Annotated in this window: 15 protein-coding genes and 1 pseudogene; 14 read left to right on the forward strand and 2 right to left on the reverse strand. The window is 30.1% G+C overall.

The window, feature by feature from the left end; genetic code table 11:
• Positions 1 to 431 precede the first annotated feature (431 nt).
• From ACJDT4_RS10690 to ACJDT4_RS10730, 9 genes and pseudogenes are all read left to right on the forward strand, one after another.
• Entirely contained in the window at positions 432 to 1,007 is a 576-nt protein-coding gene (locus ACJDT4_RS10690; RefSeq protein WP_406787557.1) for a barstar family protein, read from the forward strand.
• Positions 1,008 to 1,611: 604 nt separating this feature from the next.
• Entirely contained in the window at positions 1,612 to 2,262 is a 651-nt protein-coding gene (locus ACJDT4_RS10695) for a CPBP family glutamic-type intramembrane protease (RefSeq protein ID WP_406787558.1), read from the forward strand.
• 23 nt (positions 2,263 to 2,285) lie between these two features.
• Positions 2,286 to 2,594: an MGMT family protein gene (locus ACJDT4_RS10700; RefSeq protein WP_406787559.1), complete on the forward strand. Its 309-nt coding sequence runs from the start codon at positions 2,286 to 2,288 to the stop codon at positions 2,592 to 2,594.
• A 35-nt stretch (positions 2,595 to 2,629) separates the two neighbouring features.
• Positions 2,630 to 3,541, forward strand: coding sequence for an AEC family transporter (locus ACJDT4_RS10705; RefSeq protein ID WP_406787560.1), 912 nt, complete (start codon positions 2,630 to 2,632; stop codon positions 3,539 to 3,541).
• A 268-nt stretch (positions 3,542 to 3,809) separates the two neighbouring features.
• Positions 3,810 to 4,316, forward strand: a complete 507-nt coding sequence (locus ACJDT4_RS10710; RefSeq protein ID WP_406787561.1) for a GNAT family N-acetyltransferase — start codon at positions 3,810 to 3,812, stop codon at positions 4,314 to 4,316.
• Between the two features lie 113 nt (positions 4,317 to 4,429).
• Positions 4,430 to 5,751 (forward strand): annotated as a pseudogene (gene xylA / locus ACJDT4_RS10715) (xylose isomerase).
• 234 nt (positions 5,752 to 5,985) lie between these two features.
• Positions 5,986 to 6,573, forward strand: coding sequence for a TetR/AcrR family transcriptional regulator (locus tag ACJDT4_RS10720; protein WP_406787562.1), 588 nt, complete (start codon positions 5,986 to 5,988; stop codon positions 6,571 to 6,573).
• Between the two features lie 136 nt (positions 6,574 to 6,709).
• Positions 6,710 to 7,888, forward strand: a complete 1,179-nt coding sequence (locus ACJDT4_RS10725) for an acetyl-CoA C-acetyltransferase (protein ID WP_406787563.1) — start codon at positions 6,710 to 6,712, stop codon at positions 7,886 to 7,888.
• Between the two features lie 381 nt (positions 7,889 to 8,269).
• Positions 8,270 to 9,301, forward strand: a complete 1,032-nt coding sequence (locus tag ACJDT4_RS10730) for an epoxyqueuosine reductase (protein WP_406787564.1) — start codon at positions 8,270 to 8,272, stop codon at positions 9,299 to 9,301.
• A 33-nt stretch (positions 9,302 to 9,334) separates the two neighbouring features.
• On the opposite strand, the gene ACJDT4_RS10735 is transcribed toward ACJDT4_RS10730, so the two are convergent.
• Positions 9,335 to 9,994, reverse strand: coding sequence for a flavodoxin family protein (locus tag ACJDT4_RS10735; protein ID WP_406787565.1), 660 nt, complete (start codon positions 9,992 to 9,994; stop codon positions 9,335 to 9,337).
• A gap of 126 nt (positions 9,995 to 10,120) precedes the next feature.
• On the opposite strand from ACJDT4_RS10735, the gene ACJDT4_RS10740 reads away from it, so the two are divergent.
• The 4 genes from ACJDT4_RS10740 (at position 10,121) to ACJDT4_RS10755 (ending at position 13,210) form a co-directional block, all read left to right on the forward strand.
• Entirely contained in the window at positions 10,121 to 10,447 is a 327-nt protein-coding gene (locus tag ACJDT4_RS10740) for a winged helix-turn-helix transcriptional regulator (RefSeq protein ID WP_406787566.1), read from the forward strand.
• Positions 10,448 to 10,791: 344 nt separating this feature from the next.
• Complete coding sequence (locus ACJDT4_RS10745) at positions 10,792 to 11,796, forward strand: tocopherol cyclase family protein (protein WP_406787567.1); 1,005 nt, start codon at positions 10,792 to 10,794, stop codon at positions 11,794 to 11,796.
• Positions 11,797 to 11,945: 149 nt separating this feature from the next.
• Complete coding sequence (locus tag ACJDT4_RS10750; protein ID WP_406787568.1) at positions 11,946 to 12,563, forward strand: TetR/AcrR family transcriptional regulator; 618 nt, start codon at positions 11,946 to 11,948, stop codon at positions 12,561 to 12,563.
• Positions 12,564 to 12,586: 23 nt separating this feature from the next.
• Entirely contained in the window at positions 12,587 to 13,210 is a 624-nt protein-coding gene (locus ACJDT4_RS10755; protein ID WP_406787569.1) for a DUF998 domain-containing protein, read from the forward strand.
• Between the two features lie 18 nt (positions 13,211 to 13,228).
• Here ACJDT4_RS10755 and ACJDT4_RS10760 read toward each other — a convergent pair whose 3' ends face one another.
• Positions 13,229 to 13,993 (reverse strand): DeoR/GlpR family DNA-binding transcription regulator, encoded by a 765-nt coding sequence (locus ACJDT4_RS10760; protein ID WP_406787570.1) that lies wholly within the window; start codon positions 13,991 to 13,993, stop codon positions 13,229 to 13,231.
• Positions 13,994 to 14,127: 134 nt separating this feature from the next.
• On the opposite strand from ACJDT4_RS10760, the gene ACJDT4_RS10765 reads away from it, so the two are divergent.
• Positions 14,128 to 14,919 (forward strand): HAD family hydrolase, encoded by a 792-nt coding sequence (locus tag ACJDT4_RS10765; RefSeq protein WP_406787571.1) that lies wholly within the window; start codon positions 14,128 to 14,130, stop codon positions 14,917 to 14,919.
• The last annotated feature ends 13 nt before the right edge of the window (positions 14,920 to 14,932 follow it).

Here is a 14,932-nt window from a genome sequence, read left to right on the forward strand (position 1 = left end):
AATAAGATGATTTCTAACTAATTGAAAAAATGAAACAATTAACTCAAAATTATAGAGTATGTCCAATATGTTTAAATATATCGCAATTGCTTATAATGATGTGATTTAAATTTACTGCATAATTATGATAATGCAACAAGTTGTAGCAAAAATAAAACTAAATACATGGTAAAAGCTGATGTTGAAGAAAGGCATTGTCCTTTTTTTATGTCTAAAAAGGTAGAGTTTGGTATGAGGCTGATGTAGGACTTGATTATACTAAGGGAAGAAATAATAATCCAGGATATAGAATATTATATTCAAATGATGGTTTGATATATGGAACGTATGACCATTATAAAACAGTGTTTAAAATTGGCACGTATAAATAGTAAAATATGAGATGCAGATTTTATTCTGTAGTTTGTGCTAAATATTTAGGAGGTACTAAAATGACAATAATAGATGTTTTAAGTTTATATACAAAAGATTATTTAGCTAATGACATATTTGAACAATGGGTATATCAAAATGAACAGGAGCTAAGTAAATCATTTGATGATAGCCTATATTATGAAATTATATCAACTGATTATGATAATAAGGGCGAGGTATTTAATTTAAAAACCAAATTGGATAAATATCTAGAGTATAATTATACTAATGAATTTAATAATATTAATGATTCTTATATTGATAAAGTTATTGATTCTACTAAAATAGAAAATCCAATTATAAAATTATTAAAAGAAAGATACGGCCGAAAAGAAGAGGTTGAATTTGATTGTATTAATATAAGTTCTTCGAGAGAATTACACGAAGATATAAAAGACAAATTTGGTTTTTCACAATATTATGGGATGAATTGGGATGCATTAAGAGATTTTTTGATAGAAACCGAGTTGCCTAAAAAAATAATTTTTAGTGGATGGAGTCATTTGGTTAAAGTAATGCATGAGGATTCAAATATCCTAAAAAGTATATTAGAAGAATATGCCACTAATGATACCGACATAATATATAAATAATTAGTGGTATGTAGTATTCTTAATAGATAAGTAAGAGGCTTATAAATATAGGAGATATTAAAAAAGTAGAGGTATTGTTTAAAGAACTTATTGCTATTTTAAAGAAGTATGGAGATAATATAATATTAAATCAAAAAAGAATAGTTGAAAATACGATAGGTCTTATTGAGAGTAATAATATTGAAGATGATAAAAAAATATTGAAATAGAACGAAATTATAAAATTTTATACCCAGCATGTGGAGGATCATCTAAATTTTATATTTGGGATAATGATTTTGAAAAGAGAAAGAAGTTAAATGAGCCTTTAGATAAAGATAGAGAAGGATTATGGGAAATATTCAAATAATTAATTTAGTAGTATTAATAATACAGCAGTGAAAATATAAAATGAATCAGCTGAATAGAGCAGGCTGGTTCATTATTTTTTAGTATAAAATTATATCAAAAGAATATAAGAAAAATCCTATTCTTTAAAATTGAAGCTAATAATATAGTTACGGGGAACTGTACCATAACTAGCAGTTCATTTGCAAAATATGTTATGATAAAATTAAGAACAAATTTATGTAATGAGCAAATAGTAATTTAGGAAGTTATTGGTATGTATATTATTTATATATTGTTAAGCTTAGCACTTGGATTTGCTTTAAGTGGAATATTATTTGGAATTACTATTGTATTAAGTAATACTAGAGCAAAAGTAGTTGGACAATTTTTAATGCCAATTATCTCTATTATTCCAGTTATTATTTTATTGATTATAACAAGGAGAAATATATTTAACTTATATAATCTATTTGACGGTATTAGTTGGGTTATACTAATAATCACAAATACTATCGTGATTATGCTTATTACATTAAATTCTTCAAATTTGCTTTTATCAAGAAAAGCAATATTTGTAAATGGATTAGAGGGATTAATGATGGAGATTCCTCAAAGAATCCTAATGCAAAACTTTATTTTTTCTTTGTTATCATATTGGAAGATTAATAATTCAGATATATGGTGTGTTTTGATAAATGCTAATATTTGGTGCCTAGGAATTCTGGCTCAAGCGTTAATAATGAAGCGAAACCTATATAAGGCTTTATTCACTGAAATTTTATCATCATTTATTTTTTCAATAGGAATTGGATATGTATTCATGAGAACAGAACTTATTCTTTTACCAATGATAGCGCATTTTGCAGAAAGAATTATTTCAAGAGGATTAAATGTTAAAATATCGTATAAAAATATATCCGAGTAAGGATTCGTATTACAGGTGAATATATGAAAAAAGTTATAAATGAACAATTAATTTATGAAATACTTTCCGTTGTGGAAGAAATCCCAGAAGGAAAAGTGGCTACGTATGGACAAATTGCCAGACTTATTGGTAGAGACAAAAATGCACGGCTTGTAGGGAAGGTCCTTAGCAAAGCAGAATTTTATGGAAGATACCCATGTCATCGCGTGGTAAATCATGCTGGAAGGTTGGCACCGGGTTGGCAAGAACAACGATTTCTGCTATTAGAAGAAGGTGTATCTTTTAAAGATGGGAATCATGTTAATATGAAAGAAAATCAGTGGGACTGTTAGGATGGAGAGAGGATTATTAAATTAGGGGGATGTAAATGGAAACCATATTAATAAAGGCTTTTAGCTTTGTACTTATTATCGTACTTGGTTATATTTTTAAAAGAGTAGGTATATTTGGCAGTAAAGATTATAAACTTGTTTCTAAAATTGTTATGAATATAACTTTGCCTTGTGCTCTTATTACTGCATTTTCAAATTTTAACATGGATAAGTCTATGATCTTTATTACTTTAATTGGATTTTTAGCTAATGTAATCATGTCGGTAACGGGCTACATTATAGCAAGAAATAAGGATAACAAGGAAAAGGCTTTTAATATTATTAATCTTGCAGGCTATAATATAGGATGTTTTACACTTCCTTATGTACAGAGCTTTTTAGGACCATATGCAGTTGGGATAACCAGTCTTTTTGATATAGGTAATTCCATAATGTGTACAGGCGGTACTTATGCTGTTGCATCAGCAGTTGTAGGGGAGAGTGGTACTAAGAACATTAAAGGATTTGCTGGGAAAATTTTCTCATCTGTACCTTTTGATACATATTTATTAATGCTTGTAATTGCTATAACAGGAATTAAGTTGCCAAGAGCATTATATAATGTTACCGCAAATTTAAGTGCTGGAAATGCATTCCTATCAATGTTAATGATAGGAATGATATTTGAATGCAATTTTCATAAAGAGCAATTGTTTAAAGTTGCTTCAATGGTAAGTATTCGTTATTTAAGTGCACTTATTTTTGCTTTGATAATATACTTTTTTATACCATTTTCTTCAGAAATAAAAAAGGTCCTAATCATATTAGTATTTGCACCAGTTTCAGTTCTTGCACCAGTATTTACTGGATTATGCAAATCTGATGAAGGACTTGCTGGAGTGGTAAATTCTATGTGTATTCCAATAAGCATATGTATTATAACCTTTCTAATTCTATTTTTAAAATAGTATAAAAAGTTTATTGATTCTAATAATTGAGGAGAGTTAAGTACAGATGTGGGAGGTTCTCTTTGTTACCTATCAGGCAATGAATTTATATCTTTACTATCGAGAAGAAAACAGTGATATTATACGATATATCAAAAAGAATCTTAATAAAGAGAATATTGTGGAAGAATTACTTACATTATTTCCTCAGTATGGGCTCGGAGATTTACAATATCAGTGAATGATTGAAGATGTAAAAATGATTTATATGACAAAAAGGAGAATGAAAATGGAATTTAGAAAATCAAATAAAACAGATATCAATAGTATAATGAACATCATTGGGCAAGCACAGGCTTACTTTAAAGAACATGGGATTAATCAATGGCAAAATAATTATCCTAATACTGAAACAATAAGCAACGATATTGCTAATAATAATAGTTATGTGTTTTTAAAGGATAACAAAATTGTTGCAACTGTGGCAGTTTCTTTTGATGGAGAAAAGACATATAACTCTATTTATGAAGGTGAATGGATCAGTAACAATAAATTTGCTGTTATTCATAGAATAGCTGTAGATAATACTTATAAAGGATTAGGTTTATCATCTCAAATTATTAAAAATGTAGAGAAGCTTTGTTTAAGTAAAGAGGTATATAGTATTAAAGTAGATACCCATGAAGAAAATGTATCTATGCAAAAGTTGCTTAAGAAAAACAAATTTCAATATTGTGGAATAATCTATTTGGAAGATGGAAGCAAAAGGATAGCTTTTGAGAAAATACTATCTTAAAGATATAGTTGAAATTATAGATTTAATAAGCAGGGGTATTAATTCATTATATTAGGGAATAACTTGTAACTATATAACACATAATAAATGAAAAAGATAAGAGGTGTAATATAGTGAAAGAATATTTTGATAACATTTCAAAAATAAATTATGAAGGAGCAAATTCTAAAAATCCATATTCATTTAAGTATTATAACCCAGATGAAGTTATCGGTGGTAAGAAAATGAGAGACCATTTAAGATTTTCTTTATCTTTTTGGCATACATTAAATGCTAGCGGTTCAGATCCATTTGGAGCTGGAACTATGCTTCGTCCGTGGGATAATGAGACAGATAAAATGGAAATAGCTAAAATTAAAATGGAAGCAGCTTTTGAGCTTATGGAAAAATTGAATATAGATTATTTTTGTTTTCACGATAGGGATATAGCTCCAGAAGGAAATAACTTGAAGGAAACTAATAAAAATTTAGATGAAATAGTTAATTCATGTAAATCATTAATGCAAAAGTATAACAAAAAGCTTTTATGGGGAACAGCAAATTGCTTCACTGATCCAATATATGTTCATGGTGCAGGTACTCATGTAATGCAGATGTATTTGCTCATGCAGCAGCACAAATTAAGAAAGCAATTGAAGTAACAAAAGAATTAGGTGGAGAAAATTATGTTTTTTGGGGTGGTCGTGAAGGCTATGAAACTCTATTAAATACAAATATGAAATTGGAATTAGATAACTTTGCTAGACTACTGCAAATGGCTGTTGATTATGCTAAAGAAATAGGATTTACAGGACAATTTTTAATAGAGCCAAAACCCAAAGAACCAACAAAGCATCAATATGATTTTGATACAGCAACAGTCTTAGGCTTCCTTAAAAAGTATAACCTTGATAAATACTTTAAAGTAAATATTGAAGCTAATCATGCTACATTGGCACAACATACTTTCCAGCATGAACTTCATCTTGCAAGAATTAATAATTTCTTAGGAAGTGTAGATGCTAATCAAGGAGATCCAATGCTTGGTTGGGATACAGACCAATTTCCTACAAACATATATGATGCTGTTTTGGCTATGTATGAAATACTGAAAAATGGAGGAATAGCACCAGGTGGACTGAATTTTGATTCAAAAGTTAGAAGAGCATCCTTTGAAAAAGAAGATTTATTTTTAGCATATATAGCTGGAATGGATACATTTGCTAAAGGGCTGAGAGTAGCATATAAGCTTTTAGAAAATAAAGAGCTAGAGGACTTTATAAATGAAAGATATTCTAGCTTTACAGAAGGTATTGGTAAAGATATAGTTGAAAATAAAGTTGGACTTAAAGAATTAGAACAGTATGCATTAAATAATAATAATATAGTTAACAAATCAGGAAGGCAAGAATTCCTTGAATCTGTAGTTAATCAGTATATATATAATGAAAAATAAGAACATATTTTTTTTGTACAGGAAATAAAGAAGTATCTTTTTCGATACTTCTTTATTTTTGTAAAACTTGGTGTATAGGTGAAAAGGAGAAGAGCATACCACTCCTTGCTCATATGATGAGCTATAAGTTGGTTAAGACTATCTTTATTAGTATAAAAATAAAAAAACAGTTGACAAAATAAACAGAATGGTCTAATATTAAATCAAGCAAATTAAATGTAAGGAGGTTATAGAATGGCTAAGACAACAAAAGGTGAACAATCAAAAATAAAACTTATAGAGTGTGCAGCAGGATTATTTTTAAAAAAAGGGTATAATGCCACAGGTATTAATGATATTCTAGCAGGCACAGGTTTACCAAAGGGATCGTTTTATTTCCACTTTACAAGTAAAAAAGATTTAGCTATTAGTGTTTCACAGTATTTTGAAAAAAGATTTGAAGGCTGGATGTTAAGAAATTCAAAAGATAAAAAATGGAATGAATTTATAACAGCTTTAATCGGAGAAATGATTGAAGGAGCAGAAGAGGGGAAACATTACGGTTGTCCATTTGCTGTATTAGGATTAGAAATAGCTTTCTCAGACGCTGATCTTTCAGAATGTTATTATAACTCTATGAAAAAATTAATAAAGTTATTTGCATCAATTTTTGAATATTCTGGAGTGCCTAAGGATGAAAAATATGTATTAGCAAATCGTGCTTTTGCAATATATGAAGGATACCTAGTGTATTATAGGCTAGGCAAAGAGGTAGACACTTTAAGAATGATGTTAAAAGATCTTATAAAAGTATATGATGATTTTTGTACGATGCAAAAGTAAAAAGCGGTATTAAAAGTGAAAAAGCATATTATGCTGGAAAAGTTCAACAACATATTCAGCATATAAATTTTTAAATAATATGGACAGACTAGTCTGTTTAAAAGAGAAAAATCATAATTTTAGGAGGAATATAGATATGAGAGATGTAGTAATAGTAAGTGGAGTAAGAACTGCAATAGGAGCTTATGGTAAAACTTTAAAGGATGTACCTGCAACAGAATTAGGAGCTATAGTAATAAAAGAAGCTGTCAAAAGAGCAAATATAAATCCAGAAGAAATTAATGAAGTTATTTTTGGAAATGTACTTCAAGCAGGCTTAGGACAAAATCCAGCAAGGCAAGCAGCTGTAAAAGCTGGATTACCTGTAGAAATACCTGCATTTACAATTAATAAGGTTTGTGGCTCAGGGCTAAGAGCTGTAAGTCTAGCAGCGCAAATAATAAAAGCTGGGGATGCAGACACCATTGTAGTAGGTGGTATGGAAAATATGTCTAGTGCGCCATTTTTGGTAAGTAATGCAAGATGGGGACAGAGAATGGGTAACGGCGAGCTGGTTGATGAAATGATAAAAGATGGTTTATGGGATGCCTTTAATGATTATCATATGGGTATAACTGCAGAAAATGTTGCAGAAAAATGGAAGGTAACAAGAGAGGAGCAAGATGAATTTTCACTTTTATCACAGCAAAAGGCTGAAAGAGCTATTAAAAATGGAGAATTTAAAGATGAAATTGTTCCTGTAGTAGTAAAAACAAAAAAAGGTGAGATAGTATTTGAACAAGATGAGTTCCCTAGGTTTGGAAATACCATAGAAGCATTAAGAAAACTTAAGCCTATTTTTAAAGAAAATGGAACAGTTACAGCTGGAAATGCATCTGGGTTAAATGATGGAGCAGCGGCTTTAGTGATAATGAGTGCAGACAAAGCTAAAGCTCTAGGAATAAAACCACTTGCAAAAATAAGCTCTTATGGATCAGCTGGACTAGATCCTACAATAATGGGATATGGCGCATTTTACGCAACTAAAGCTGCTTTAGATAAAATTAATTTGAAACCAGAAGATTTAGATTTAATTGAAGCTAATGAAGCATATGCTTCTCAAAGTATAGCAATAACTAGAGATTTAAATTTAGATATGAATAAAGTGAATGTAAATGGTGGGGCTATAGCTCTTGGACATCCTATAGGTGCATCTGGCGCACGTATTCTTGTAACCTTGCTATATGCTATGAAAAAAAGAAATGCAAAAAAAGGATTAGCTACATTATGTATTGGTGGAGGTCAAGGAACAGCACTAGTAGTTGAAAGAGAATAAAGCTTGCTGTAATACTAAAGATAAATAACATTAGAGATTTAAATTCACAATACCAAATTATGATGTTAAATTATGGTTTGACTCAGAGCACAACTGACAGAGTACAGATCACAGTGAAGGTAAATTTACCTTTCGTTTCTCTCAGATAAATTTTAAAACTTATTTAGTATCAGCTGCGCTGAATATTATACTTTAAGCCATGCGCGAGCATTAAGTTTTAGATTTTTCAAAGCGATAGCGAAGAAAAATCATCCTTCACTGTACTCTGTCAATTGTACTCTGTACTCTAAGTAAAATATTAGTTTTTGGGGATAAACTTAGTGTTAGTCATTTCAAACTTTCATGTTGTCTATCCATAAATTTATTAAGGAGGACTTCATTATGGATGTAATTGCTCAAATGATTCAAAAAAAGGCCTACAAACTTGGTTATGAAAAATGTGGTATTATTTCTATTGATTTAATGGATGAGTATGCTGAAAAATTTAATGAACGTATTGAAAAAATCCCAAGATTAAAGATGTTTTATCAGAGTCAGCAGCGTTTAGCTAATCCTAAGAAGATATATCCATGGGCAAAATCTGTGGTAGTGCTTTCAGTAGCATATGGAAAGTACAAGGTTCCAGAAGAATTAAATGGACATATAGCTAAGGCATATTTATTTGATACACGTGTCGATAAAAATACAAAACAATATCAGAGTAATCGTGCATTAGAAAAGTATATGCAGGAACTTGGTTTAAAGGTAGAGACAAATCAAAAGTTTGGAGTAGTTGGGATGCGTTGGGCAGCCATGAAAGCTGGAATTGGCATTATTCGTAGAAATAATTTTTTATACACAGAATCTGGTTCATGGGTTCAACTTGAAGCCTGGGTAACTGACAGAGAAATGGAGTTAAAGGAAACAAATAATGTTGTGCAATGTCCAAAAGCTTGTAATCGCTGTATGACCTCATGCCCTACGAAGTCCCTTTCTGCTCCATATACCATGTCACCAACAGAATGTATTTCCTTTTTAACAACCTTTGGCGTGAGTAACTTGCCACAGGAAACATTGAGTAAAACATTTGGAAACTGTATTTATGGATGTGACATTTGTCAAGATGTATGCCCTATGAACAAAGGAAAGTGGAAGGAGGAAATAGAATTCCCTGGCCTTCCGGAATTATCTTCTTTGCTGACCCCAGAAAGCATTTTGAAAATGGAAGAAGATTTCTATCGTGAGAGAATACAACCTAAATTTTTCTATTTATCGTCAGAAGAGCTTTGGAAATGGAAGGTAAATGTATTGTGCTATATGCGTAATAATTATAAGGAAAGTTATAAACCACTTATTATAGATGCATGTGATAATGAAAATAATAAAGTACGTGAAATGGCTTATTCAATTTGCAGGAAACTTTGTTTGCAATAAGAATAAATTTATCTAAGTTGGATAATAAAATGACTATATAGCAGATATACTAGCTTGTTTAGCAAACCGCATTCCCATATCAAATGCATTTTGACAGTCCTTTGGAAATTGTTCTTCTTTTACTTTTCTCTTTTTCTTTTCATCAAATAAAGGAGCGACATATTTTGAGTAATTATCAAATTGGTACGTATCATTTACAATTAAGGATTCAAAAGATCCAAAGGTTTTTTCTATATACATTTGCATAGATTTAAGATTATTTTCATATTTAGCTTTAAACTGCTCGTTGCTTACATTCATTGTATAAATGAACCCAACTGGTATTTTCCTTTGAAAAAGGCTTGAATGATTTGTGTCATAAACTAAATATTGAAATATGAGTCTTTCTAAAAAAGCTTTCATACCGCTAGTAATTGAATGGAAATATATTGGAGAGCCTAAAATAATTGCATCAGCATTTGAGACTTTTTCAAGAATAGGTGCCAAGTCATCCTTTAAGGCACATTTACCGTAACTTTTGCTATCTTTTAATTTACAAGCAAAACAGCTTACACAACCTTTATAATTTTGTGCATAAAGATGAATAAGCTCTGTCTCGGCACCACATGAAGCTGCTCCTTCAAGTGCTTTAGTAAGAAGAGTGGCTGTATTTTTATTTTTTCTTGGACTTCCGTTAATTGCTATTACCTTCATTAATTATACCTCCATTTGTATGCTTAATTCATTTTATGCTATGATTATATATCATAATAAAAAAATAAATAAGTATGCACTTATTTGTTATATTCTAACCCAAAGGTAAGTAAAGGAGCAGGATTTATGAATAGCTTTGAAGATAAATATGGAGCCTGTGGAATGCGATATACATTATCTATAGTTGAGGGAAAATGGAAATGGATTATATTATGGAAAATATATAAAGCTAAGGTAATAAGATATAATAAGTTAAAGGATAGTTTAGAGCCTATTGCCCATAAGACATTAAGTGTACAACTAAAAGAACTTGAAATTAGCAATTTAATTCACAGAGAACAATACAATGAAATTCCACCTAAAGTTGAATATTCATTAACTGAAGAGGGAATGACATTAATACCAATTCTTGAGCTCATGAGTAAATGGGGAGACGAACATATTAAAAAATAGATTTAATTAAATATAAGCCTATAGCCAATAGCAGCAATCCAAATGGAACTGTAAAGTAAGGGAATGAAAGAATTAAATGTGTGATTTAAAAATACGCAGCGGTGAAGTAGATAAAGCCATAGAAATTATACGAATTGAGGTTTTAAAATAAGTTTTCTATATATCTGCAATAAAAATGCATAATAACACCTTTTGTATTAAATAATATTACATATTAGAGATAAACGGCTTCAACTATTGAAATTCATGTGCACGAAAATGCTAAGAAGACGGCATTTTGATACAAATAAATTTCAAGTTTCAAGGTGATTTATCTTTACTAGAAGTACAAATGAGGTGTTTTTGTGATCAATCTTATTAGAAATCCTGACGTTTATCATGGAGAAAATAGAAAATCGAATTTTTTTGAGGGGTGGTACTTTAAACTTGTGCAGCCCCTTACAGGCCGTACATATTGTTTTATACCAGGGATATTTATTTCAAGTGAAAAAGGATATTCACACAGTTTTATTCAAGTACTTAAAGGAAATGAGAACAAGTTTAAATATATAAAATTCAAAAAAGATGAATTTAAAGCAAGTTACTCCGAATTCAACCTAAGTGTAGGAGAGAACTTTTTTTCTATCAGTCAAATAGATTTAAATATTAATCAGCAGAATGAAAATATATCTGGAACATTGCATTTTGATAATATAATAAAATGGCCAGATAGTCGGATTAATCCAGGTAGCATGGGGTTCTATAATTATTTGGAGTTTATGCAGTGCTATAGCCAGGTTTGTGCTGTTGATGGTTTTATAAGAGGAAAATTATATATTAATGGTGAAATTATTGATTTTACTGGAGGAAAGTTGTATATAGAAAAAAACTGGGGTAAGGCTTTTCCATATTCATATATATGGGTTCAGGGAAATTCCTTTGCAGGAGGAGAAGGTGCAGTTACATGTTCCATAGGGCAAGTTCCACTTCCGTTTCCATTTAAAAGTTTTACAGGCTTTCTGATAGGCATATATGCAAAGGGAAGGTTTTATAAGTTTACAAGCATAAATAAAAGCAGTTTGTCAGTTAAATGTGAAGATGAAGAGGTTATTTTAAAGGCTTATAATAAAAAATATTCTCTTAAAATTGAAGGTTTTTATAAAAAGCAAGATTTTATGAGCTTATATGCACCTAGTAAAGGAAGTATGCGTCCTATAGCGAATGAAACTCTTCATGGAAATTTAAAAGTAGAACTTTATGATAATATAAAAGGTTATACAATTTTTAATGATGACTGTTTTTCTGCAGGCATTGAGCTGTCTGAGAATTATATAAATTTAACTAATAGAATGTGCTTTAAAGAATGTTAAAGTGCAGGCAATTAATAAAATAAGGAAATCTCTAAGAGGTGGGGATTTTCTTTTTTTATGGCAAAGTAAGAAAAAGAAATTGACTATGCTAACAAATGATAGTATTATATACAGTATAAACTAACGATAGATAGTAGGGCGGCGAAAATATGCAGGGCAATGAATCAAAAAGAAATACAAAACAAAAAATATTTGAGGCTTCAGCAAGGCTCTTTGCTAAAGAAGGATATTATGGGGTATCTATGAGAGAAATAGCTAAAGAAGTAGGGATAAAAGAAAGCTCCATATATAATCATTATAAAAACAAAGAAGAAATTCTTAGCAGCTTGCTTGATTATTTTGCAGAAAAATTAACAGTGTATAGACCTAGTGAGGAAGAAATTGAAAATATGCTCGATTATATGTCCGTTGAAGATGTTTTTAAACAGCTTATTATAAACTTTGGAAAATCCTTGAACGGTACTTTGGACACTGTTGCGAGAATAGTATACACAGAACAATTTAGAAATGAAAAGGCAAAACAATTAATGCTAGAAAATTTAATTGATGAGCCATCAAGGTTTGCAGCAAAGGTTTTAAGAATTATGAAAAGAAAAAAATTAATAAGAAATGTTGATGTAGATTGGGTATCAAGAGAATATAACTACACTCTTTTGGCTATAACCTTTGAGTATGCTCACGCTGTAAATAATGAAGAGGATACAGCACCTGTAATTAGAAAAATGTTTAAACATGTTAGCTTCATATGCGAATATTTAAAAAAATAGTTTAATGGAAAGAAGGGTATACTATGAGAAAAAAGCTATTTGTAGCTGGAATTATTTCACCAGTAATATATGTGTTATATGTTATTATTGGAGGAATGCTGCGGAAGGGATATAGTCAAATAAAGCAGCCAATAAGTGATTTATCTGCAAAGGGTGCACCTAATCTAGGAATGTTAAATACCTTTGGAAGTTTGTCACAGATATTTGGATTTATATTTGCAATAAGCGCATTTATTTATTTGAGGAGATTTAAGATAAAGGCTGTAACTATTTCTATGGTATTTTTTTTAGCGGAGACATTAATTACTTTTTCATATTCATTTTTCCCGGAGGACATGCCAGGTACCACTCTCACGTTTACAGGTTTTATGCATTTAGCTGTAACTGCATTAGTTGTTATCACGATTATTTTAATGCTTGTGTTTGCTGGTGTGGGCTTTAGGAAGCTCAATGGCTATAAAAAATTCTCAGGCTATTCTATAGTTACTTGTATAGTTATTGTTATTTCTGGAATATCATCCGGTATTGTCATATCAAATAATATTCCTATTTTTGGGGTTGTTGAAAGAATTAATATAGGTGCTTTACAATTGTGGGTATTTGTATTTGCTTTAGTACTTTTAAATAGTCTGCAGGAATTTGAGTAAATCAATTCATGCAGATTTTTATATTAAATTTATATTGTACTGTTCAAGCAAAGTCAATACAGCATCATTTGGATTGGCTTCTGTAATTATACTGTGAAAATCTGATATATTTGAAAAGTTAAAAATTCCATCCAAATTAAATCTCTCATTTGTTGCCATAAGATATGCTTCTTTAGATATACTCATGATTGCTCTTTTAGTGCCAGCATCCTCTGACATGCCAGAACTAACATTTCCGTTTGTAAGGTTTATTCCACTGCAGCCAATAAAAGCTTTGTTGCAGCTATAAAGTTTAATTTGTTCAATGGAATGAAATCCTATATTTCCACCTACAAGCTTGTTGTAGTCACCACCTATAAAAATAACCTTCATTTTTAGATCTAGGTGAAGCAGAGATGATACTTCAACCATATTTGTTATTAAAGTGATATTTTTATTGTTTTCTATAAGCAATTTTATAAGGAAGTAAGAAATACTAGATGCATCCAAAAAAATTGTATCGTTGTCGTTAATTAAGTTATAAACTTTTTTAGCAATTATTTGCTTTAAATCGGTGTCCTTTTCAACTCGCTTAAATAAAGTTTCAGCACTTGCTATACTGCGTTTTATGTTAATTGCCCCTCCGTAGGTACGCTGAAGTAAATTGTTTTTTTCTAAAACCTGAAGATCCTTTCTAATCATACTTTCACTTACATTAAATTGTGTGCTTAGGTCTTTTACCAATACTTTTCCGTCTCTTTCAAGTAAATCTAAGATATGTTTGTGTCTTTCTTCAATAAACATAATTTCCTCCGCCTTATTCTCATTTGTTCTTATTTTATCAATTATAATTGTAAAATGCAATTGAATTAATTGACAAGCGATAATAAATAAAATAAAATGATACTGAATGATAATGAATTGTAGGAGAGAGAATTATGAAAAAAGCTGTATTTTTTGATGTTGATGGAACCTTAATAGATTGTTTAAATGGAATAACGGATATTACGCCTAGAGTGAAAAAGTCTATACGTAAATTACAGGCAGAAGGAAATTATGTTTTTGTTGCAACAGGCAGACCATATGCTTTTTTAAATGATAATCTTCTTAATTTTGGCTTTGATGGCTTTGTGCTTACTAATGGTGCATATGTACAAGTTAGAGATAAATGCATATATAAAAAATCTATTAATAAAAGTTGTATTAAGGATTTAGTTGATAAGTTTAACAGGCTCAATATTCAGTACATGCTTCAGGGGGAGACATATTCTTATATTAAAGATGAATATAAAAAGCTGCGTTCTGTATATGATGCATATAAGATACCTGAAAAATATTTAAAGGGTAAGTATAAGCCAGAAGAAGTAGATGTATATAAAATTGAATTATTGTGCAGTGATAAAAAGGGCATAGATTACTGTTTATCCTTAAAGGATGATGGTTATGATTATATTTGTGATACAAAAACCGGTTATTTTGAATTATATTCAAGGGCTAATACTAAAGCTTCTGGAATATTAAAGGTATTGGATTTTTTAAATATTCCTTTAGAAAATAGTTATGCTTTTGGCGATGGGAAAAATGATATAGAAATGCTGTCAACAGTAGGCTGTGGAATAGCTATGGGAAATGCTCATGCTTCTGTTAAGAATTATGCTGAAGAAATCACAGATACTGTGCAAAATGATGGAATAGCACTTGGAATAGAGAAGTTTATTTTAAATATATAATAGTATTATACAA

This window comes from Clostridium neuense, assembly GCF_045310695.1.
In the GTDB taxonomy this organism is placed as follows: Bacteria; Bacillota; Clostridia; order Clostridiales; family Clostridiaceae; genus Clostridium_S; species Clostridium_S neuense.

What these genes read in the sequence shown, in the direction of transcription:
- ACJDT4_RS10690 (WP_406787557.1), top strand. Translation starts at nt 432, where the DNA reads ATGACAATAATAGATGTTTTAAGTTTATATACAAAAGATTATTTAGCT.
- ACJDT4_RS10695 (WP_406787558.1), top strand. Translation starts at nt 1,612, where the DNA reads ATGTATATTATTTATATATTGTTAAGCTTAGCACTTGGATTTGCTTTA.
- ACJDT4_RS10700 (WP_406787559.1), top strand. Translation starts at nt 2,286, where the DNA reads ATGAAAAAAGTTATAAATGAACAATTAATTTATGAAATACTTTCCGTT.
- ACJDT4_RS10705 (WP_406787560.1), top strand. Translation starts at nt 2,630, where the DNA reads ATGGAAACCATATTAATAAAGGCTTTTAGCTTTGTACTTATTATCGTA.
- ACJDT4_RS10710 (WP_406787561.1), top strand. Translation starts at nt 3,810, where the DNA reads ATGGAATTTAGAAAATCAAATAAAACAGATATCAATAGTATAATGAAC.
- ACJDT4_RS10720 (WP_406787562.1), top strand. Translation starts at nt 5,986, where the DNA reads ATGGCTAAGACAACAAAAGGTGAACAATCAAAAATAAAACTTATAGAG.
- ACJDT4_RS10725 (WP_406787563.1), top strand. Translation starts at nt 6,710, where the DNA reads ATGAGAGATGTAGTAATAGTAAGTGGAGTAAGAACTGCAATAGGAGCT.
- ACJDT4_RS10730 (WP_406787564.1), top strand. Translation starts at nt 8,270, where the DNA reads ATGGATGTAATTGCTCAAATGATTCAAAAAAAGGCCTACAAACTTGGT.
- ACJDT4_RS10735 (WP_406787565.1), bottom strand. Translation starts at nt 9,994, where the DNA reads ATGAAGGTAATAGCAATTAACGGAAGTCCAAGAAAAAATAAAAATACA.
- ACJDT4_RS10740 (WP_406787566.1), top strand. Translation starts at nt 10,121, where the DNA reads ATGAATAGCTTTGAAGATAAATATGGAGCCTGTGGAATGCGATATACA.
- ACJDT4_RS10750 (WP_406787568.1), top strand. Translation starts at nt 11,946, where the DNA reads ATGCAGGGCAATGAATCAAAAAGAAATACAAAACAAAAAATATTTGAG.
- ACJDT4_RS10755 (WP_406787569.1), top strand. Translation starts at nt 12,587, where the DNA reads ATGAGAAAAAAGCTATTTGTAGCTGGAATTATTTCACCAGTAATATAT.
- ACJDT4_RS10760 (WP_406787570.1), bottom strand. Translation starts at nt 13,993, where the DNA reads ATGTTTATTGAAGAAAGACACAAACATATCTTAGATTTACTTGAAAGA.
- ACJDT4_RS10765 (WP_406787571.1), top strand. Translation starts at nt 14,128, where the DNA reads ATGAAAAAAGCTGTATTTTTTGATGTTGATGGAACCTTAATAGATTGT.